This is a genomic window from Pseudomonas nitroreducens (assembly GCF_010994165.1).
Classification (GTDB): Bacteria; Pseudomonadota; Gammaproteobacteria; order Pseudomonadales; family Pseudomonadaceae; genus Pseudomonas; species Pseudomonas nitroreducens.
On sequence record NZ_WMBX01000002.1, the window covers coordinates 667,962 to 689,409 of the forward strand.

A 21,448-nucleotide genomic window follows, 5' to 3' on the forward strand; every position below is an offset into this window, starting at 1 on the left:
TTTCCATGAGCAAGCAAGTTGCAATCGTTACCGGCGGCGCCCAGGGCATCGGCCTGGGCCTGACCCGAGCACTGTTGAATGCCGGTTATGCGGTGGCCATGTTCGATCTCAATAGCGAGGCCATGGACAAACTGGTCGCGGAAGCGGGCGCCCAGGCGCAGAACCTGATGGGCGTGAAGGTCGACGTGACCAGCGCCGAGCAGGTCAACGCTGCCGTGGCGCAGGTCGCCGCGCGCTGGAAGGCGCCGGACCTGCTGGTGAACAATGCCGGCCTCACCCGTGACAAGCGCCTGGTGAACATGAGCGAGGCGGACTGGGACCTGGTACTGGATGTCAATCTCAAGTCGCAGTTCCTCTGCGCCAAGGCCGTCGTGCCGGGGATGATCGAGCAGGGCTTCGGGCGCATCGTCAATATCTCATCGCGCGCCTGGCTCGGTGGCTTCGGCCAGGCCAACTACTCGGCGGCGAAGGGTGGCGTGATCAGCCTCACGCGCACCCTGGCGATCGAGTTGGCCAAGCATGGCATCACCGCCAATGCCATCGCTCCGGGCGCCATCGACACACCGATCCTCGCACCGCTCTCCGACGAGCAACGGGCGAAGATCATGGCGACCATTCCCGTGGGCCGCATCGGCAAGCCCGAAGATATCGCCCATGCGGTACTGATGTTCGCCGACCCGAAGGCGTCCTACATCACCGGCCAGACGCTGTACGTCTGTGGCGGCCGTTCCCTGTCCAGTCCGAGCGCGTAAACCATGGCGATCCAGTTCCAGATCATCGGCCACGTGGCGCTCATCACCCTGGATGCACCCGAATCCATGAACGCCCTGACCATCGGCGATCTGCGCCATCTGCGCAAGGCGCTGAACACCGCGCAGGATGACGACCAGGTGCGCGTCATCGTTCTGACCGGCGCCGGCGACAAGGCGTTCTGCACCGGCGCCAACCTCAAGGCGACGCTGCCGCCGTCCACGGGCTTCGCCAGCGGTCACTTCAAGAGCCGCGCGGCGGAGGCCGAGGAGGGCGGCTACACACGGCTGATCGACCTCGGCGACCTGGAAATCTGGAAACCGATGATCGCCGCCATCCATGGCTACTGCCTGGGGGGCGGCCTGGAGCTGGCGCTGCAGTGCGACCTGCGCATCGCCAGCGACGAAGCGTCTTTCGCTCTGCCCGAAGCCAAGGTGGCCAGCGTTCCGGCGGTGGGTGGCGTGCAGTACCTGATGCGTGCGGTACCCGCCGCCCACGCGATGAAGTTGGCACTGACCGGCGAGCGCATCGGCGCGGAGGAAGCCCTGCGCATCGGCCTGATCAGCGACTGCTTGCCGCGGGAGGGCCTGCTGCCGCTGGTCATGCAACTGGCCGAGCGGATTGCCGCCAATGGCCCACTGGCTGTCCAGGCGATCAAGCGCCTGGCGGTGGAAACCAGCCACATGGCGCCGCGCGATTTCGTCGCCCAGTCCAACCTGCATTGGGGCCTGCTGCGCGACAGCAAGGACCGTATCGAAGGCCGCAAGGCTTTCGCCGAAAAACGCTCGCCGAAATACACCGGCGCCTGAGCCCGTCAACGAGTTCCCACGATGAATTTCGCGCCTAACGAATCCCAGGAAATGATGATCGATGCGGCCAAGCGCATGGTGCGCGACCGTATCGATCCGGTGCTCTCTCGTCACCCCGTGGATAAGCCGCTACCCAAGGCGGCCATGCTGGAAATCTATGCCGCGCTGGCCGAGTTGGGCATCACCGCGCCGCGCCTGCCGGTAGAAGTCGGCGGCGGTGGGCTGAAGATGCTCGACTACGGGCTGATCCTCGAACAACTGCCGGCCATCGTCGCGTTGTCGCTGATCTCCCATGAAGGCACCGTGGCGCGCATCTACTCCGGCTGTCCGGAGGCGATTGCCGCGCAGTACCTGCCAGACCTGATCGCCGGGCGCAAGATCGCCTGCACCGCCAACTCCGAAGTGAACGCCGGCTCCGACTCCAATGCGGTGAAGACCCGTATCCGTGTCGAGGGCGAACACGCCTACATCACCGGGCGCAAGATCTGGATCACCAACGCCTCGGTGTGCGACGTGCTCAACGTCTCCTGCACCCTGGGCAACGACGAGCGCGGCCGGCCCATCGCCCAACGCGCGTTGGTCGACCGCAGCCAGTCGCAGGTCGAGGTCCGCGAAATTGGCGTTACCGGCCTGCAGCAGGGCCATCTGAGCGAGGTGGTCTTCGAGGAAACCCGCATCCCCCGCAGTCACCTGATCGGCGAAGCCGGGGACGCGGCCAAGACGCTCACCGTCGGCTGGAACGGCAACCGTCCGCTGATCGGCCTGATGTGCGTGCACCTGGCGCAGAAGGCTTTCGAGATGTGCGTCGAGTACACCCGCGTGCGCGAACAGTTCGGCAAGCCGCTGGCCGCGCACCAACTGGTGCAGCAGGACCTGGCCGATATGGAAACCCTGATCGTCACCTCGCGCCTGCTCTGCTACCAGGCGCTGGACGCCATGGACCGCGGCCAGCGCGCCAACGGCACCTCGGCCATGGCCAAGCGCTACGCCACCCAGGCCTGCGAGCGCGCGCTGGGCTTGGCGATGCAACTGCACGGCGGCATGGGCATCACTGAGGAACTGGGCATCGAGCGCATGTGGCGTGATGCCCGGATGTTCCAGGTGCCCGACGGCATGAACGGCATCCTGGCGCTGATCCAGGGCCGCGAGATCACTGGCCTCAGCGCATTCCGCTGAGAGCCGCACAGAACAAGAATACGAGGGAGCAATCGATGAGTTCGCAGATGATGGAAGGCAAGGTCGTCATCGTCACCGGTTCCGGCCGGGGTATCGGCCGCGAGATGGCGCTGCAGATGGCCGCGCAGGGCGCGCGCGTGGTGGTCAACGACGTTGGTGTCAGCGTGACCGGGGCTGCCGATGATGAAGACCCCGGCCGCGAGGTGGTGGACGCGATCCACTCGGCGGGTGGCGAGGCGGTATTGAGCCGCGACAGCGTGTCGGAATGGGACAGCGCGCAGCGTATCGTTCAGCAGGCGCTGGACAGTTTCGGCCGAGTCGACGCGGTGGTGAACAACGCCGGTATCCTGCGTGACCGCATCTTCCATCAGATGAGTCCGGAAGAGTTCGATGCGGTGATCAAGGTGCACCTGTACGGCAGCTTCTACATGAGCCGCGCGGCCATCACCCATTTCCGTGAGCAGAAGTCCGGCGCCTTCGTGCACATGACCTCCACTTCGGGTCTGGTTGGCAATGTCGGCCAGGCCAACTACGCGGCGGCCAAGCTGGGGATCGTCGGTCTGTCCAAGTCCATCGCCCTGGACGGCGCGCGCTACGGCGTGCGCTCGAACTGCATCTCGCCCTTTGCCTGGAGCCGCATGGTCGGCTCGATTCCCGCTGCTGATCCGGCCCAGGCCGCACGGGTGGAAAAGATCAAGTCGATGACGCCGGCGCCGATCGCCGCCATGGCCACCTTCCTGGCCAGCGATGCAGCGGCCAGCGTCAACGGGCAGATCTTCACCGTGCGCAAGAACGAAGTCTTCCTGATGAGCCAGCCGCGGCCGATTCGCTCGCTGCACCGTGCCGAAGGCTGGACGCCGGAGTCGTTGGCCGAGCATCTGCTGCCGGCTTTTACGCCATCCTTCCTGCCGCTGGAAGTGTCGAGCAACGTGTTTGGCTGGGACCCGGTCTGAGGAGCGCACCATGGATTTCACGATTCCCGATGAGTGGGTCGCGGTTGGCGATGCCCTGATCCGCTTCATCCAGCAGGAAGTCGAGCCGCTGGAGAAGCAGCATGCCGCGCTGCTGCACAACGAACGCAAGTTGTACACCGAAGAAGGCCGCTACGCGCCGGAGCTGATGGCGCTACGCGCCCGCGTCCGTCAGTTGTCCGCCGAGGCCGGCTTCTACACGGCGCTGGGCGATGAGTCGCTGGGTGGCGGTGGGCTCGGCGCCCAGGTCTCGGTCTACATCCAGGAGCGTCTCAATGCCCACGTCGGCCCGTCGCGACACCTGATCCAGACGGTGATCCTGCCATCGCCCTTCACCAATGGTTTGACGCCGGTGCTCAAGCATATGGACCCGAAGGTGCTGGCGGATTATCTGCCAGGCATCGCCAGTGGCGAGAAGACAATGTGCTTCGGCCTGAGCGAGCCGGATGCCGGCTCCGACGTCATGGCCATGCGCACCCGTGCGGTACGCGATGGCGACCATTGGGTGATCAACGGCACCAAGCAGTGGATTACCAACGCGCCTTATGCCGACTACGCGATGATTTTCGCCGTCACCGACGAAGAGAAGGCCAAGGCAGGGAAGGGCGGCATCAGCGGTTTCTTCCTGCCAACCGATACACCCGGTTTTTCCGTGCCGAGTGTCATCCCTACCATGGGGCACCTGGGCGCAGATATCGGCATTGTCAGCCTGGACAATGTACGGGTGCCGCACAGTCATCTCATCGGCCCTCAGGACAAGGGGCTGAGCGTGGCGCTGGACGGCGTGAATGCCGGCCGCCTGAGCATGGCGGCGTCCTGTCTGGGACTGGCGCGCTGGGCACTGGACCAGGCGCTGGACTACGCCAAGGTCCGCAAGACCTTCGGCAAGCCGATCGCCGAGCACCAGATGGTGCAGGCCATGCTGGCCGAGTGCGCCATGGACATCTATGCGGTGAAGAGCATGGTCAGCCATTGCGCCTGGCTGATTGATCAGGACATGCCTGCGACCAAGGAAGTTTCCATCGTCAAGGCGTCCTCCACCGAGGCATTGTGCCGCGTGATGGACCGCTGCATGCAGATCCACGGCGGCATGGGGCTGACCAACGAGTTGCGCCTGGAGGAAGGTTTCCGCTTCGCTCGCACCATGCGTATTCCCGACGGCACCTCGGAAATCCAGCGGCGCACTATTGCCAAACGGCTGCTGGATGGCGACACGCAGTTTTGAGCAACACGCCAAGGGGCGGCGGATGGATAAAGCGTATCCGCCCTGCGTTGGGCGTTGGCACGGATTGCAGACAGGCTCTAACGATTATTCCAACAAGCGGGTTATAGCCTGCGATTGAGGAGAGGCTTCATGGCCTATACACATCCCCACCCGACGCCGCCCGGCGTGATCGAGCGACCGAGCAGCCCATTGAGCGTCGACCCGCGTCACGCGGCGAAGGTACCGACCCGCCAGGTCCATGTGCCGCAGGCGAGCATCTTCAGCAACCTGGAGATCGCCGCCCGGCGTTACCCGGACAAGACCGCCATCCAGTTCTACGGGGCGGCGTACCGCTACGCCGACCTGCTGGACGACGTGGATCGCATGGCCGGCTACCTGCAACAGGTCTGCGGTGTGCAGCGCGGTGACCGAGTGGTGGTGTTCAGCCAGAACTGCCCGCAGTTCATCGCCGCCTACTTCGCCGTGCTGCGTGCCGACGCGGTGCTGGTGCCGGCCAACGCCATGCTGTTGCTTGAGGAAATGCAGCACATCGTCAACGACAGCGGCGCCGTGGTGGCCTTTGTCGGCGAGGAGTTGCTCGATCAGGTATTGCCGCTGCTCGGCACTACCTCGCTGCGGCAGATCGTCGTGCATGCCTATGGTGATGTGTTGGGCGATGACGATGCCGGCCTGACGATCCCCGACTGGCTGCGGGCCCGCTCGTCCACGGCGCCGTTGCCGGCTGGCTGCGTGCGCTGGAACGATGCCCTGGCGCAACGCTGCTTGCCTGCGCCGCACCTGTCCGGCGCGGACGACCTATGCATGCTGCCCTACACCTCTGGCACCACCGGCAAGCCCAAGGCGTGCGTGCATACGCACCGCACGGTGAGCACCTCCTTTGTCGGCGGCAGCCTGTGGCGGCCGACCAATGCCTCGTCGGTGTTCCTCGCGGTGGCGCCGCTGTTCCACCTGCTCGGCTTGCAGACCAACGTCAACGCGGCAATCTTCAACGGTGCCACCATCGTGCTGATGTCGCGTTGGGAGCGCGAAACCGCGGCGGAACTGATCGAGCGCCATGGCGTGACCTTCTGGGCGGCGCTACCGACCATGCTGGTGGACTTCTTCGCCCAGCCGGGCATCGAGCAGCGCGACCTGTCCAGCCTGAACATCATCACCGGTGGCGGCGCGGCAACGCCGCAGCACATCAACGACCTGTTGAAGCAGCGTTACGGGCTGGACTACATCGAGGGCTACGGCCTGACCGAGACTGCCTCGTTCCTCTGCACCAACCCGCTGTTCAAGCCCAAGCGTGGTTGCCTGGGCATTCCGACCTACGGCGTCGACCTGCGCCTGCTCGACCCGGAAACCCTGGAACCGGTGGCACCAGGTGAGGTCGGCGAAATCGTCGCCCACGCCGCGCAAGTGATGCTTGGCTACTGGAACAACCCCAAGGCCAATGCCGAGACCTTCATTGCCATCGACGGCAAGCGTTTCCTGCGTACCGGCGACCTGGCGAGCATGGATGAGGACGGTTATCTGTTCATGCGTGACCGCCTCAAACGCATGATCAACGCCTCTGGCTTCAAGGTCTGGCCGGCCGAGATCGAAGCCATGCTGCATGCTCACCCGGCCATCTCGGAAGCCTGTGTGATCGCCGCGCCTGATCCGCACCGGGGCGAAACCGTCAAGGCGGTAGTCACCCTCAAGCCAGGCGCAATGTTGGACAGCGAACAACTACTCGCCTGGTGCCGCGAACACATGGCCACCTACAAGGCTCCGCGCCTGGCGGAAATAGTCGAAAGCCTGCCGAAGAACGCTACCGGCAAGATCGCCTGGCGCGAACTGCAGGAGCAGGAGATGGCGCGCGCGTCCTGACGTCGCCGCCGTCGATTCCAGATAACAACAATTCCAAGGAGTTTCAGCATGTACCTCACTCAAGGACTGCAGCGCTCGCTGCAACAAACGCCTGACAAGATCGTCACTGTCTTCGGCGCTCGCCGCCGCACCTTCCGCGAATTCGGCGAACGCGTGGCGCGCCTGGCCGGTGCCTTGCAACAACTGGGCATGGTTGCCGACGACCGGGTCAGCATGCTCGCGTTGAACTCTGATCGTTACCTGGAATACATACAAGGCACCTGGTGGGGCGGCGGTGTGCTCAATCCGATCAATATCCGCTGGGCAGTACCGGAAGTGGTGTACTCCCTGGACGACTGCAATACCCGTTTCCTGCTGGTGGACGACTATTTCCTGCCGATGGTCGAGGGTATCCGCGCCCAGGTGCGCAATGCGCCGATATTCATTTACGCCGGCGAGAAAAGCGCACCCGAAGGCATGCTCGACTACGAGATACTGCTGGCAGCTGCCGAGCCGGTGGCCAATGCCGGTCGCGGCGGCGAAGACCTTGCCTGCATCATGTACACCGGCGGCACCACCGGCTTCCCCAAGGGGGTGATGCAGACTCATCTCAATCTGTGGTCCGGCTGCATCCAGCGCATGGCGGAAATCCATATGAGCGCCGATGAGCGCAATCTGCATGTGATGCCATTGTTCCATGTTGCCGGTCTGGCCCGGTCAATCTGCTGTTTCATCGCCGGAAGCACCCATGTGGTGACGTCCACCTTCGAGGCTGGCGAGATCCTGGCGTTGATGGAACGCGAAGTGATCACCGACAGCATTCTGGTCCCGACCATGATCCTGGCCCTGCTCAACCACCCGGACTTCCAGGTGCGCGACTTGAGCCAGTTCAAGCGGCTGAGCTATGGCGCATCGCCCACCGCCGGCGAGATGATCGAACAGGTCATGGCCAAGCTACCGCAACTGGAGTTATCGCACTCCTATGGTCTGACCGAGGCGTGCCCGATCGTCTCCACCAACCCGCCGGAGAACCATGGCCTGGAGGCCCGCAAGACAGGGCTGATCCGTTCCGTGGGCCGCGCCGGACTGGGGGTCAACGTGATGATCGTCGATGAGCAGGGGGTGGAAGTGCCGCGCGGCACCGTAGGTGAAATCATCGTGCGTGGCCCGAACATCATGCAGGGCTACTGGAACAAGCCGGAAGAGACTGCCAAGACACTGCGCAACGGCTGGCTGTATACCGGCGACGGCGCCTACATGGATGAACAGGGCTATCTGTTCATCGTAGACCGCCTGAAGGACATGATTGTCAGCGGTGGCGAGAACGTGTACTCGGCCGAAGTCGAGAACATCGTCGCTCGCCACCCTGAGGTGCTGATGTGCGCCGTGATCGGCATTCCTCACGCGCAATGGGGCGAAGCCGTGCACGCCATAGTGGTGCGCAAGCCGGGCGCCAAGGTGACCGAAGACGAACTGCGGGCCTACTGCCGGGAGTACATCGCTGGCTACAAGTGCCCGAAATCGCTGGAGTTCCGCGAGACTTTGCCGATGACCGGTGCGGGGAAAATCCTCAAGCGCGACCTGCGTGAGCCCTTCTGGGCAGGCAAGAGCCGGGCGGTCAACTGATGAGTGTCAGCCAAGCGATGAACTCGGCGGTTCCAGCCGGCTTTTCGGTGCTGCCGACGCCTCCGGGCTTCGTGCGCTACTGTGGTGGTTTCCACTTCCATGACGAACTGCCCATTGTCGGCGTGAGAGTGGAAGGGCATCTGCTCAACTCGGTGCGAATCGTTCACGGCGGCTTTCTCGCGACACTGGCGGACACTGCGTTCGGTGTGGTGTTCAAACGTCAGTTCGGCCTGGAGGTACCGCCGATCACGGTCAGCCTGCACCTGGATTATCTGGGGGCGGTACGCGAAGGCGATTGGCTGGAGGCGCACGTGCAGGTACTGAAATTCGGCAGCAGCTTCGCCAATGCCGATTGTCTGCTGAAGGTGGACGAGCGGACGGTACTGCGTGCCACCGGCATCTTCACCGTCTGGAAGGGCAAGAGCGGCACGTAGGACTGATTCCTTCCCGAAAATGACAACGCCCGCATCGGATATCCAATGCGGGCGTTGTCATTTTATGGAAGGTAAATTCCTCTGGGAGTCTCGCCTGAAATTTCCTGTGTTGCCCAGGCTAGACGCCTTCCTCTACAGCCGCTCAGCAGCGTATCGAATCGATGTAACCCTTGGTAACGCTACAGACGTAATGCCTTGGAGGGCAGAGTAAAGTCGATCTGAAAACGTCTGAAAGAATTACCCGATCGGGTGATAAGTCCTCGATGCAGCCTCGCTAGCATCAAGGTACCAACACACGCATCACGCCATCGGAGCGTCGAATGAAAACAACAAAAAAGCGCGGTGTCTTTCAGCCGCATCTACTGGCGGCAGCTGTCGCTGTCGGCGTCTGCGGACAGGCAGGCGCAGTGGATTTCAATATCGGGGAAATCGAGGGCAAGTTCGACTCCTCGCTGACTTTGGGGGGCAGTTGGGCGACCAAGAACCCGAGCAAGAAATTTATTTCCAATGGCAATAGCCAGGGAGTGGTCGGCGGCAAGGCGTCGTCGCGCACGGTCGACGACAACCGCTTGAACTTCAAGGCAGGCGAGAACTTCTCGACGCTGTTCAAGGGTATTCACGATCTTGAGCTGAAGTACGGTGACAGCGGCGCCTTCCTGCGCGGCAAGTACTGGTACGACTTCGAGCTCAAGGACGGCCACCAGCATTTCTACGACATCGACGACCATGGTCGTGAACAGGCCGCCAAATCCTCCGGCGCGATGTTCCTCGATGCCTTCGTCTATCACAACTACAACCTGGGCGACCTGCCGGGCAACGTACGCTTTGGCCGGCAGGTGGTGAGCTGGGGTGAGAGCACCTTCATCCAGAACGGCATCAACGTCGCCAACCCGATCGACGTGGCGGCGATTCGTCGTCCAGGCGCCGAGGTGAAGGAAGGCCTGATCCCGGTCAACATGTTCTACGTGTCCCAGGGTTTGGCGGACAACCTGACCGCCGAGGGCTTCTACCAGCTCGAATGGCGTAAATCCATCGTCGATAACTGCGGTACCTTCTTTGGTAACGATGGCATCCCGGCGGGTTGTTACGATCGTCTGGTTACATCCGGACCTGACTTTGCGCCTGGTGATCCGCGTGCTAATGCAGGCGGCATTCTCACTCCGGCGACTGCCCTTGCCGGCTTGACGGCGCTGCAGAGGGGGCAGAGCAATGCCTACATTCCCCGCGTAAAGGACAATGATGCCCGTGACAGTGGGCAATTCGGCTTGGCATTACGTTGGTTCCTGCCGGAGCTCAATGATACCGAGTTGGGTTTCTACACAATGAACTATCACAGTCGCAGCCCGTACCTGAGTACCTTGCGCTCGACCTCCGCACTGGCTCCGGCCACCGCTCCAGCAACGATGCAGACCCTGGCCCAGGTCAATGCGGTTCGTAACTCTCGCTACTTCATCGACTATCCGGAAGACATCCGGCTCTATGGCGTGAGCTTCCAGACCAACGTCGGTGGTACCTCGCTGGGTGGCGAACTCAGCTACCGTCCGAACATGCCCCTGCAGATCAACACTCCCGATCTGCAGAACGCGACTATCGGCAATCCTGCCTCGCCGTTGGTGGTTTCCGGTTACAGCACGGGTGTCGCGGGTGGGGATCCTATCAACGGTTATGTACGCATGCCGGTATTGCAAGCGCAGATGACCGCCACCAGCTTCTTTGATCAGGTCATGGGCGCTGAACGCCTGACCTTGGTGGGGGAGGTGGGCTACAACCGCATCAATGGACTGGGGAGTGCCCATGGCGATGACTTGCGCTTTGGCCGCAGCCCAGGATGGGGGCCGGGTATTTATGCTTCACCTTATGGGCTGAAGAGTTGCCAGGGCACCAACATAGGCTTGCCCAACGCCAGCAACCCGGCGCAGAAGTGCAATGCCGACGGCTTCTACACCAGCTCCTCCTGGGGCTACCGCGCCCGCGCCAAGCTGGACTACGCCGACGTCTTCGCCGGTGTGAACCTCTCGCCGAACCTGGCCTGGTCCCATGACGTACAGGGCTGGGGGCCGAACTTCGAGGAAGGCAACAAGGCGGTCAGCATCGGTCTGGATGCCGAGTACCGCAACACCTACACCGCAAGCCTCAGTTACACGGACTTCTTCGGTGGCAGCTACAACACCAATACCGACCGCGACTATGTGTCGCTCAGTGTCGGTGTGAACTTCTGATCGTCGACAGGAAAGAAGCAGCATGAAAACCAAACTGATTCTACAAACCGGAACTCTTGCCCTGTCGCTGCTGGCTGGCAGTGTCATGGCTGCGGTTTCCGCGGATGAAGCTGCCAAGCTGGGCGCTTCCCTGACGCCGCTGGGCGGCGAGAAAGCGGGTAATGCCGATGGCAGCATCCCTGCCTGGAACGGTGGCTTGAAGCCGGGTGCGGCGCCAGTGGATGCCAATGGTTTCCTGGGCAACCCGTATGCCAGTGACAAGCCTTTGTTCGTGATAACCAGTGCCAACGTCGATCAGTACAAGGACAAACTCAGCGCCGGCCAGCAGGCGATGTTCAAGCGGTATCCGGATACCTACAAGATTCCGGTGTACCCAACCCGCCGCAGTGCTTCGGCGCCGGATGTGGCCTACGAGGCGGCGAAAAAGAGCGCCACCACCACTCAGCTGATTAATGACGGCAATGGTCTGAGCAACTTCACCAGCCATTACTACGCTTTCCCGATTCCCAAGAGTGGCGTGGAAGTTGTGTGGAACCATGAAACACGCTATCGCGGTACCAACTACACCCAGGACATCGCTCAAGCCACACCGCAGGTGAATGGCGACTTCACCATCGTCGAAATGCGCCAGGATGCCGCGTTCCCACAGTACGTTTCAGACGCCAAGCTGGACATGAACAACTACCTGTTCTTCTTCAAGCAGGAGGTAACCGCTCCATCGCGTTTGGCCGGTAACGTACTGCTGGCCTACGAAACCCTGGACCAGCTCAAGGATCCACGCCAGGCCTGGTCCTACAACGCTGGGCAGCGCCGCGTGCGCCGTGCGCCGCAGGTAGCCTACGACGGCCCGGGCACTGCCGCCGACGGTCTGCGCGTCGCCGACAACTCGGATATGTACAACGGCTCGCCCGATCGCTACGACTGGAAGCTGATTGGCAAGAAGGAAATGTACATTCCCTACAACAACTACAAGTTATGGTCGCCGTCACTGAAGTACGCCGACATGCTCAAGCCAGGGCACATCAACCAGGACCTTGCGCGTTACGAACTGCACCGCGTGTGGGAAGTGGAGGGCACTCTGAAGCCAGGCCAGCGGCATATCTATGCCAAGCGTCATATGTATTTCGATGAGGATACCTGGGCGCTGGTTGAGGTCGATCATTACGATGGCCGCGGCCAATTCTGGCGCGTCGGTGAGGGCTACCAGGTCAGCGACTATCAGCACGGCGCCAGTACCTATGCGGTACAGGCACTGTACGACCTGATCGCGGGGCGTTACATCGCGCTGGGTATGACCAACGAGTCGAAGAAGGCTACCCAGTTCGACCAGAAGTTCAACATGAACGACTTCACTCCTGCGGCTCTGCGCAACGCCGGCATCCGCTGATATAGCCTCTCCAGGGCGGTGTGTGGTGGTCCATCGCCGCCCTTTTTGCCGGGGCAAATTGCTCCTGCCCCGGCCTTGTTTACCTCAGCCCCTTTCCATAGATCAATATCCCCTTGATGCCACCTGACTTGGGTGGTTCCTTTCTCCTCGGCCTTTTGCAGCATCGTTCCAGACTCAGCGAACTCCCGTGCGTCTGCACCGACCGCTGTCCCCGAAGTACCGTGGATCGAGGCTCATCATGCAAGGTCTGGGTGTCAGTTCGAACTGGGCGCATACGCCCATCGCCATTGCTCCTCGGTTACCGACGCACCATGTGGTACGCCCGCTGCTGGTGGCTGGTCTGCGGGACAGTCGGCAACGTCTGATATTGCTGTGCGCGCCGGCCGGATATGGCAAGAGCGTGCTGCTCGCCGAGAGTTTCGGTGCTCCTTTGCCGGGCGAAGAGTTGCTCTGGCTCAACTGCCGTGGGCAGGTGCCTACGCTGATAGATTTCTGTGCAAGGATTGCGACGGCCATCGGGGTTCCGGCCCAGGCCGCTCCGACAGCGCTGTTGCGCCAGTTCGGCGTGCCCGGTCGGCGGCTGCGCTTGGTGCTGGACGATCTGCCAGGTGAGCTATCCATTGAGTTGAACAACTGGTTCGAACAACTCCTCGTGCTGCCGCAAAGCCGTGTGCGTCTGGTGCTCAGTTGCCGCCAGCGGCCAGCCTGGGACTTGCCCTCGCTGCTGCTGCGCGGCGAGCTCCTGGAGTTGGGGCGCGCGCAGTTGGAGATGTCGCGCGGCGATCTTGAGCGGGTCTGCCTGCACTTTGGAGAGAACCCCAGGGCCGGATGGCTGGATGATATCTGGGACCAGGCCGGCGGCTGGTGGGGTGGCGCCTGCCTGCTACTCGCCGGCGGCGTGCAGGGGAAGGTACTGCTGCGCGACTACCTGGAACGCGAGGTGCTCGCTCGCATGACGGATGACGAGCGCCGGCTATTCCGAGGGATGTGCAATCTTCCGCGATTTTCCGCCGAGCTCTGCGCCCAGTTGTGGGAAGGTGGCACAGGTGCGCAGATGCTGCACGGGCTGTTACAGCAGCAAGCCTTTCTCCAGCCGCTGGACGGCGAGCCTGCCTGGTACCGTGTGCAGCCGCTGGTTGCCGGGCTGCTGCAGGACTCGGTGGAGCCGGCAGAGCTGGCGCGTTTGCGCCTGCATGCCTGTCGTCTGCTGAGTCTGGCCGGTCACCTACACGATGCCATCGACCAGGCACTGCGTGCTCATCAGCCGGAGGTGGCAGCCACCTATATCGAGCGCCTGAAACCTAGCTGGCAATTGGCCGACCGGCATTTGAAACAGGTGCTGGAATGGCGCCGACAATTGCCTTCACAGCTCATGGAGGGTACGCCACGATTAGTCTATCTCAGCACCCTCGCGTTGCTGCTCAGCGGCCGGGTTGGCGAGGCGCAGTGCAGTCTGCAGGGCCTGTCGCGCTTCCTGCCTGCGGGCGATGATTCGGGTAACCGCTTGCTGCTCGCACACTGGCAAGCCCTGAACGGTGCAATCAAGGCCTTTCGCGGAGAACTGCCGGAAGCTGAGCGGGACTGTTGCGAGGCGCTTGCCCATTTCGATGAGAGTCCCAGGGATTGGATATCGCAATTGCTTTGCTATTTCGTCCTTGGGCGGATACTGCTCTCCACCGGGCGCGCCGACGAAGCACAGACCCTCTGGTGCACTGCCTTGGAGCAGGCCCGTCGGCAAGGCTGCCAGGACAGCGAGGCGCTGCTGCAGAACGAGCGGCTGTATGCGCTGACGCTCGATGGTCGCGGCGAACTGGCTGACCTGCTGCTGGAGGATTGTCTCGGCAGGCGTGCTGCCAACGGTTTGGCGTGGGACCCGGTGCTGGGGCGGCTGATGCTGCTGCGGGCCGACCTTCTCATGCAACAGGGGAAGGCGGATGCCAGTGAGGCGGTCCTGCAGGCCGCGCAACCGCATCTGCGCGACTGCTCGGCTCCCTTTGTCCTGTCCGGCCATCTCGGACTTGCCGAGATAGCCGGCCGGCGCGGCAGTCAGGCGTTGGCTCAGGCCCAACTGCAGCGGGGCGAGCGTGCCATGCAGTGCGCGCAGGTCGACAAGGGTTGCTACCAACCGCTACTGGAGTTGCAGCAGTTGAAGTTGCTGGCGCATGCGGCGGACTGGAGCGCAGTGCTCGATGCAGCTCGTCGCCTGGCGCTCGATCATCCCGTTGGAGGAACTCTGTCGGTAGTGCTTCCGCCGGCCTTGCCGCACGAAGTGCAGTGGTTCATCGCTCAGGCGGAGTTCAACCTGGGGCGCCGTGAACAGGCTCGGGCGCGCCTGCTGATGCTTGTGGAGCATTGCGCGATCTTCGGTCTGCGCCACTTGCGCTCGGAGGTAATGGACTTCCTGCGTCGGCACGATGAACACGATGCGGAGGAGGTCGCTGCTGGCTCCAGCTATCAGGAAGGACTGACTTCCAGAGAGGCCGCGGTGCTCGAGCTGCTGGCCAAGGGGTTATCGAACCAGGGGATCGCCGATGCCTTGTTCCTTTCGGTGAACACCGTCAAGTACCACGCCAAGAACATTAACGCGAAGCTCGGCGCCAATCGGCGAACCGAAGCGATCGCCTGCGCCAAGGCGCGAGGTCTCCTTGCCTGATTCGCGGGGCGGGAAATGCCACCTGATCCGGGTGGCGTCTTCCTACAGAGCAAACCTCAACCATTGCAGGCACTCCCGGCGCTGGCCGCCGGCCAGATGACGAACAAGAGGAGCCTCTGCAATGAGCGTCACCCCGTATCAGGATGAAGCTGCAATTCGAGCGATCATCGAGCGCCAGCGTGCAGCATTTCTTGCCAGCGCGCCGCCGAGCGCCGAGCAGCGCGGCGAACTGATCGACCGCGCCATCGAGCTGCTGGTGCGCTATGAGCAGCCCCTGATCGAAGCGCTCAATGCCGACTTCGGCCAGCGCAGCCCGACCTTCTCCCGGCACAGCGACGTGTTGTCGCCCTTGGCGACCCTCAAACAGACCCGCGCCGAACTGGCCGGGTGGATGCAGCCCGAGCGCCGCCCGGCACCCCGTGGCGAGGCCTGGGTGGAATACCAGCCGTTGGGCGTGGTGGGTATCGTCACCGCCTGGAACGTACCGGCCAACATGGTCTTCAAGGGCCTCGCAGGCGCTCTGGCGGCGGGCAACCGGGTAATGATCAAACCGTCGGAACTCAACCCACAGACTTCGACGCTGATTGCGCAGATGATCGGTGAGGCCTACGCCCAGGACGAAGTGGCGGTCGTCACCGGCCCCGCGGAAGTCGGCCAGGCATTCTGCCGGCAACCCTTCGACCACCTGATGTTCACCGGGGCAGCGAGCATCGGCCGCCACGTGCTTCGGGCCGCGGCCGAAAACCTGGTTCCGGTGACCCTGGAGCTGGGCGGCAAGTCGCCGACCATCATTTCCCGTTCGGCGGACCTGAAGACCGCAGTGAGCAAGATCATCCTCGGCAAACTGATGAACGCCGGCCAGCTGTGCGTCGCACCGGACTACGTATTCGTCCCCGAAGAGTCGATGGATGCTTTCGTCGAGATCGCCCGTGCGGTAGTGGGCAAGGTGTTCCCCACCCTGGCCGGCAACCCCGAGTACACCGCGATCCTTAACGACCGCCACTATCAGCGCCTGCAAGGGTATCTGGATGAGGCGCGTGCCGCAGGCGTCGACGTGGTCGAGCTGAACCCGGCCGGCGAAGTGCTCGACCCTGCACGCCGCCTGATCGCTCCGACCCTGCTGCGCAATCCGGACGATCGATTGCAGGTCATGCAGAACGAGATATTCGGCCCGCTGCTGCCGATCAGGCTCTACCGCGACTTCGCCGAGGTCATTGCCTGCATCAACGCGGGCCCGCGCCCGCTCGGTCTGTATTGGTTCGGCAGCGATGCCGACGAGGAGCGCCAGGTGCTCGAGCGCACCTGCTCCGGTGGCGTGACGCTCAACGAGGTGATGCACCACGCCGGCCTGGAAAGCCTGCCCTTCGGTGGCGTCGGCCCCAGTGGCATGGGTGCCTATCACGGCATCGACGGCTTCCGCACCTTCAGCCATGCCAAGGCCATCTATCGCGCTGGCTGATGCCTGGCCGAACCTTTCACTGTCGAGAGTTCAATCATGAAAGCAGCTGTATTCCATCAGGTCGGCGCGCCGCTGAGCATCGAGGATATCGGCATCAGCAAACCCGGCCCACGCGAGGTGCTGATTCGCACTGCGGCAGTCGGTGTCTGCCATTCCGATCTTCACGTGATCGAGGGCTCCTATCCGTACCCGGGCCCGCTGGTATTGGGCCACGAGGCGGCCGGTATCGTCGAACAGGTGGGTTCCGAGGTCCGTACGGTCAAGCCAGGCGACCATGTGGTGACCTGCCTGACGGTGTTCTGCGGCCATTGCCCGCATTGTGTCACGGGGCATCTGTCGCTTTGCGTATCACCAGAAACCAGGCGTGGAAAAGGTGAAGAGTCTCGTTTGACCTACGCGCACAAGCCCATGCCGCAGTTTGTCAACCTCTCCGGCTTCGCCGAGCAGATGCTGGTGCACGAGAACGCTTGCGTGGCGATCCGCCGTGACATGCCGCTGGACCGTGCTGCGTTGCTGGGCTGCGCGGTTACTACCGGCACGGGCGCGGTATTCAATACCGCCAAGGTTCGGCCGGGTGAAACGGTTGCGGTGATCGGTTGCGGCGGCATCGGTCTTGCCGCCATCAACGGCGCGGCACTGGCTGGAGCAGGGCGGATCATCGCCATCGACATGCTCGATTCCAAGCTGGAGCTGGCCCGCCAGTTCGGCGCCACCGACGTGGTCAATGCGAAGTCGGGCGATGCGGTGAAACAGGTGCAGGAGCTTACCCGTGGCGGGGTCCAGCATTCCTTCGAGTGCATCGGCCTCAAGCAGACCGCCGAGCAGGCCTTCGCCATGCTGGCACGCGGCGGCACCGCCACCATCATCGGCATGATCAAGCCGGGGCTGAAGATCGAAGTCGACCCGTATCAGTTGCTCCATGAGCGGCGCTTGCAGGGCTCGCTGATGGGCTCGAACCGCTTCCCCGTCGACCTGCCGGCGCTGGTGGACTTCTACATGGCCGGCCGCCTCAAGCTCGACGAAATGATCTCCCAGCGTATCCGCCTGGAGCAGATCAACGACGCCTTCGACGAATTGCGGCGCGGCGAGCTGGCGCGCTCGGTGATCGTCTTCGACCAATGAGATCCACACGGGCCGCCCCAAGCGGGCGATCCCCTGCCAGGAGTTAGCTGATGGATATCCATTTCACGCCTGAAGAACAGGCTTTCCGCGAGGAGGCGCGAGCCTTCCTGCGTGCCGAGCTGCCCGAGCGGCTGGCGAGCCGCATCCTCCAGGGCAAGCGTCTGAGCAAGCAGGACCAGGTGCTGTGGATGCGCAAACTGAACGCACGTGGCTGGCTCGCGCCTGGCTGGCCGGCCGAGTACGGCGGCCCCGGCTGGAGTGCCGTGGAGAAGCATATCTTCGAGGAGGAGTGCTTCGCCGCCGGGGCGCCGCGAGTGGTCGCCTTCGGAGTGAAAATGGTGGCGCCGGTGCTGATTCGGTTCGGCACGCCCGAGCAGAAGGCGCGTTTCCTGCCGCGCATCCTCGACAGCTCCGACTGGTGGTGCCAGGGCTACTCCGAGCCGGGGGCAGGCTCCGACCTGGCATCGCTGAAGACTCGCGCGGTGCGTGAGGGTGACCACTATGTGGTGAACGGCCAGAAGATCTGGACCACCCTGGCGCATTACGCCGACTGGATGTTCTGCCTGGTGCGTACCGATCCGGATGCTGCGCAGCAACGCGGCATCAGCTTCCTGCTCATCGACATGAAGACGCCGGGCATCACCGTGCGGCCGATCATCACCCTGGATGGCGAGCACGAGGTCAACGAGGTGTTCTTCGACAATGTGCGCGTGCCGGCGGAAAACCTGGTGGGCCGCGAAAACGAAGGCTGGACCTGCGCCAAGTACCTGCTCACCCACGAGCGCACCAGCATCGGCGGCATCAACCAGACCAAGGTGTTGCTGCGCAAGCTCAAGCAGGTGGCCGGACAGGAGTTGCGCAATGGTCGGCCACTGATCGAGGACCCGCTGTTCCGAGCTCAGGTCGCTGCCGTGGAGATGCAACTGATGGCCGCTGATATGAGCAACCTGCGCGCGCTGGTAGCCGCCCGCGATGGCGGGGTGCCCGGTGCGGAAAGCTCGATCCTCAAGATCAAGGGCACCGAGGTGCGCCAGCAGATCGTCTATCTGCTGACCAAGGCGGTGGGCACCTATGCGCTGCCGTTCCTGGAGGATGAGCTGGGCTTCGAGGCATCGCAGGAACCGGTGCTGCACAGCGCCGACAGCGCCACTGCCACCTACCAGTACCTGGATTCGCGCAAGGCTTCGATCTATGGCGGCTCCAACGAAATCCAGAAGAACATCATCGCCAAGATGATCCTCGAGCTGTAAGGAGCCCACCGCATGGACTTCAAATTGACCGAAGAGCAGCAGATGCTGCAGGATACCGCAGCCCGCCTGGTGCGTGACAACTATGCTTTCGAGCAGCGCGAGGCCTATCGGCGCGAGCCTGGCGGTTTCAGCCGGGCATTCTGGGACCGGCTTGGCGAGCTGGGCTTGTGCGCGGTGCCGTTCGAGGAGGCCCATGGCGGCTTCGGCGGCCAGGGTGTGGAAATGGGCCTGATCTGCGCCGAGCTTGGTCGTGGCCTTTGCCTGGAGCCGTACCTGCAGTCGGTGATTTTCGGCGGCGGCCTGCTGGCGCAATTGGGCAGCGCCGCGCAGCGTGATGAGCTGCTGACTCGTGTGGCCGCAGGCGAGTTGCAACTGGCGGTCGCCCTGGAGGAGCCGCAAAGCCACTATCAGTTGCACGATGTTTGCTGCACCGCGAGCCCGGCCGCCGGCGGCTGGTTGCTGGAGGGGCGCAAGAGCGTGGTGTTCGGTGGCCAGAGCGCCGGGTTGATCCTGCTGTCCGCGCGCACCGCCGGCGGCGCCCGGGACGAGCAGGGCATCAGCCTGTTCCTGGTCGATCCGGCCAGCGCGGGCATCGTCCGGCGCGAATTTCCCACGCTCGACGGGCGCATGGCCTGCGAGCTTTACCTGGACCAGGTGTTCGTCCCGCGTGCCGCGCTGCTGTGCCTCGAGGGCGGGGCGCTGCCGGCGTTGCGCTACCAGCAGGGCCGGGCCATCGCGGCGCAGTGCGCCGAGGCGGTCGGCAGCATGGAAGCCGCCTGCGCGCTGACGCTCGATTATCTCAAGACCCGCCAGCAGTTCGGCAGCGTCATCGGCAAGTTCCAGGCGCTGCAGCATCGCATGGTGGATATGCGAATCGAACTGGACCAGGCCAGCTCCATGGCACTGCTCGCGGCCTGCATGGCGGACGAGCCCGACAGCGATGAGCGCAGCCGGGCGCTGGCCGCGGCGAAGTACATCGTCAGCCGCGCCGCGCGCCTGATCGCCGACGAAAGCGTGCAGCTGCACGGGGGCATCGGCCTGACCTGGGAGTACCAGCTATCGCACCACGCCAAGCACCTGTGGATGGTGGCGCGTCAGTTCGGCGACGATGATCATCACCTTCAGGTCTTCAGCGAACTGATGGCGCCGGCAGACTGAGGCAAGCGTCCAGACGTCCCTTCTCGGGCCACCGCGGGTGGCCCTTTTTTCAGGGTGTCGGGGTGGAGGTCATCGCCCAGGTGATGAAGCCGGCATTGAAGCCGGTGAACACCAGTGCGAACAGGAACACCGCATCGGCGATGTGCATCATTCGCCGGCCGCGCAGGGTACGGTGGGTGCGCAGGCTCCAGTAGGAGCAGAAGGCCGAGACCACATAGAACATCATGTTGACGGCCACCATGTCATCGATGATCAGGTCTTCCCGGCGCAGGGTGAGGATCACCCGTATGATCCCGATCACGGTCAGGCACACGCCCACCATGGTGGCCGAGACGGAGAAGATGTGGACGCAGATGTCGTCGTCCAGGGAGGGCGTTTCCGGCTCGTTCATGACGCGCGCTCGCTGTCGTGGAAGGTGTGGAAAGCGTAGTTCCGATTCAACCAGGGCTTGAGTCGCTCGCCCAAGGAGCCTACTGTCAGCGGCTGCCCCAGGCCCGGATATGAAACGCCCCATGATCGACTTCAACAACGTCACCGCCTACCAGCAGCAGACCCGCGTGCTCGATGGTTTTTCCCTGCATATCGGCGAAGGCGAGAAGGTCGCCATCCTCGGCCCCAACGGCGCCGGCAAGAGCACGCTGCTCAAACTGATCAGCCGCGAACTCTACCCGGTGGATCGCCCGGACAGCTCGCTGAACCTGTTCGGTCTGCAGAACGTCACCCTGTGGGACCTGCGCAGCCGCATCGGCTTCGTCTCCCAGGACCTGCAGGAAGACTACACACCCTTCACCCAGGCGCTGGACGTGGTGATCTCCGGTTTCTTCGGCGCCATCGGCAGCCACGGTCACCTGCAGCCAACGCCGGAACAGGCGGAGAAGGCGCGCGAGATGCTGGGCCAGGTGGAGATGGACGGCTACGCCGAGCGCATGTTCCAGCGCCTGTCGACCGGGCAGAAGCGCCGCCTGCTGCTGGCCCGCGCGCTTATCCACGAACCCCGCGCGCTGATTCTCGACGAGCCGGCCAATGGCCTGGACATGGGCGCCAGCCTGCAGATGCTCACCCTGCTTCGACGCTTCTGCGGCCCGGAGCACGCGATGATCATCACTACCCATCACCTCGACGAGATCATTCCGGAAATCGAACGGGTGGTGCTGCTCGCCAACGGCAAGGTCGTGGCCGACGGGCCGAAGGCGGAGATTCTCACCAGCGAAAACCTGTCGGCGCTGTACCAGGCTCCGCTGAAAGTGACCGAGCAGGATGGCTGGTATCGCTGCTGGCATGCGTGATTCGATGCTGGCCTTCTGAGCCAGACCAACCCTATCGCGGACGGAGTCCGCTCCCACGCTCATGGAGGCTCCTGTAGGAGCGGAAGCTGG

17 protein-coding genes are annotated in these 21,448 nt (G+C 63.3%); 16 read left to right on the forward strand and 1 reads right to left on the reverse strand.

What is annotated here, in order from left to right; all coding sequences use genetic code 11:
• Positions 1-5: 5 nt before the first annotated feature.
• The 15 genes from fabG (at position 6) to GJV37_RS11060 (ending at position 20,072) form a co-directional block, all read left to right on the forward strand.
• Positions 6-752 carry a 3-oxoacyl-ACP reductase FabG gene (fabG, locus tag GJV37_RS10990; RefSeq protein ID WP_037009491.1) on the forward strand — a complete coding sequence of 249 codons (747 nt, stop codon included), beginning with the start codon at positions 6-8 and terminating at the stop codon, positions 750-752.
• A 3-nt stretch (positions 753-755) separates the two neighbouring features.
• The gene (locus tag GJV37_RS10995; RefSeq protein ID WP_193452459.1) at positions 756-1,559 is read left to right on the forward strand and encodes an enoyl-CoA hydratase/isomerase family protein; all 804 of its coding nucleotides are present in this window, start codon (positions 756-758) and stop codon (positions 1,557-1,559) included.
• 21 nt (positions 1,560-1,580) lie between these two features.
• Positions 1,581-2,735, forward strand: coding sequence for an acyl-CoA dehydrogenase family protein (locus GJV37_RS11000; protein WP_170858654.1), 1,155 nt, complete (start codon positions 1,581-1,583; stop codon positions 2,733-2,735).
• Between the two features lie 35 nt (positions 2,736-2,770).
• Complete coding sequence (locus tag GJV37_RS11005; protein ID WP_024762814.1) at positions 2,771-3,688, forward strand: SDR family NAD(P)-dependent oxidoreductase; 918 nt, start codon at positions 2,771-2,773, stop codon at positions 3,686-3,688.
• Positions 3,689-3,698: 10 nt separating this feature from the next.
• Positions 3,699-4,931: an acyl-CoA dehydrogenase family protein gene (locus GJV37_RS11010; protein WP_193452460.1), complete on the forward strand. Its 1,233-nt coding sequence runs from the start codon at positions 3,699-3,701 to the stop codon at positions 4,929-4,931.
• Positions 4,932-5,060: 129 nt separating this feature from the next.
• Positions 5,061-6,785, forward strand: a complete 1,725-nt coding sequence (locus GJV37_RS11015; protein WP_193452461.1) for a long-chain fatty acid--CoA ligase — start codon at positions 5,061-5,063, stop codon at positions 6,783-6,785.
• Between the two features lie 48 nt (positions 6,786-6,833).
• Positions 6,834-8,390, forward strand: coding sequence for a long-chain-fatty-acid--CoA ligase (locus GJV37_RS11020; RefSeq protein ID WP_193452462.1), 1,557 nt, complete (start codon positions 6,834-6,836; stop codon positions 8,388-8,390).
• Positions 8,390-8,824, forward strand: coding sequence for a PaaI family thioesterase (locus GJV37_RS11025; RefSeq protein WP_246228294.1), 435 nt, complete (start codon positions 8,390-8,392; stop codon positions 8,822-8,824). The genes GJV37_RS11020 and GJV37_RS11025 overlap by 1 nt, the downstream gene beginning before the upstream one ends.
• A gap of 320 nt (positions 8,825-9,144) precedes the next feature.
• Positions 9,145-11,043 carry a DUF1302 domain-containing protein gene (locus tag GJV37_RS11030; protein WP_037009484.1) on the forward strand — a complete coding sequence of 633 codons (1,899 nt, stop codon included), beginning with the start codon at positions 9,145-9,147 and terminating at the stop codon, positions 11,041-11,043.
• 22 nt (positions 11,044-11,065) lie between these two features.
• On the forward strand, positions 11,066-12,430 hold the full coding sequence (locus GJV37_RS11035; protein ID WP_193452463.1) for a DUF1329 domain-containing protein: 1,365 nt from the start codon (positions 11,066-11,068) through the stop codon (positions 12,428-12,430).
• Positions 12,431-12,668: 238 nt separating this feature from the next.
• Complete coding sequence (locus GJV37_RS11040; RefSeq protein WP_193452464.1) at positions 12,669-15,083, forward strand: winged helix-turn-helix domain-containing protein; 2,415 nt, start codon at positions 12,669-12,671, stop codon at positions 15,081-15,083.
• A 121-nt stretch (positions 15,084-15,204) separates the two neighbouring features.
• A complete protein-coding gene (locus GJV37_RS11045) occupies positions 15,205-16,542 on the forward strand; it encodes a coniferyl aldehyde dehydrogenase (RefSeq protein ID WP_193452465.1) in 1,338 nt (445 codons plus the stop codon).
• Between the two features lie 36 nt (positions 16,543-16,578).
• On the forward strand, positions 16,579-17,664 hold the full coding sequence (locus GJV37_RS11050; RefSeq protein ID WP_193452466.1) for a Zn-dependent alcohol dehydrogenase: 1,086 nt from the start codon (positions 16,579-16,581) through the stop codon (positions 17,662-17,664).
• 50 nt (positions 17,665-17,714) lie between these two features.
• The gene (locus tag GJV37_RS11055; RefSeq protein WP_170858662.1) at positions 17,715-18,914 is read left to right on the forward strand and encodes an acyl-CoA dehydrogenase family protein; all 1,200 of its coding nucleotides are present in this window, start codon (positions 17,715-17,717) and stop codon (positions 18,912-18,914) included.
• A gap of 12 nt (positions 18,915-18,926) precedes the next feature.
• Positions 18,927-20,072: an acyl-CoA dehydrogenase family protein gene (locus GJV37_RS11060; RefSeq protein ID WP_193452467.1), complete on the forward strand. Its 1,146-nt coding sequence runs from the start codon at positions 18,927-18,929 to the stop codon at positions 20,070-20,072.
• Between the two features lie 49 nt (positions 20,073-20,121).
• Here GJV37_RS11060 and GJV37_RS11065 read toward each other — a convergent pair whose 3' ends face one another.
• Complete coding sequence (locus GJV37_RS11065) at positions 20,122-20,463, reverse strand: hypothetical protein (RefSeq protein WP_024762824.1); 342 nt, start codon at positions 20,461-20,463, stop codon at positions 20,122-20,124.
• A gap of 121 nt (positions 20,464-20,584) precedes the next feature.
• Here GJV37_RS11065 and GJV37_RS11070 point away from each other — a divergent pair, with 121 nt between their 5' ends.
• Positions 20,585-21,358, forward strand: a complete 774-nt coding sequence (locus GJV37_RS11070) for an ABC transporter ATP-binding protein (protein ID WP_193452468.1) — start codon at positions 20,585-20,587, stop codon at positions 21,356-21,358.
• Positions 21,359-21,448: the final 90 nt, after the last annotated feature.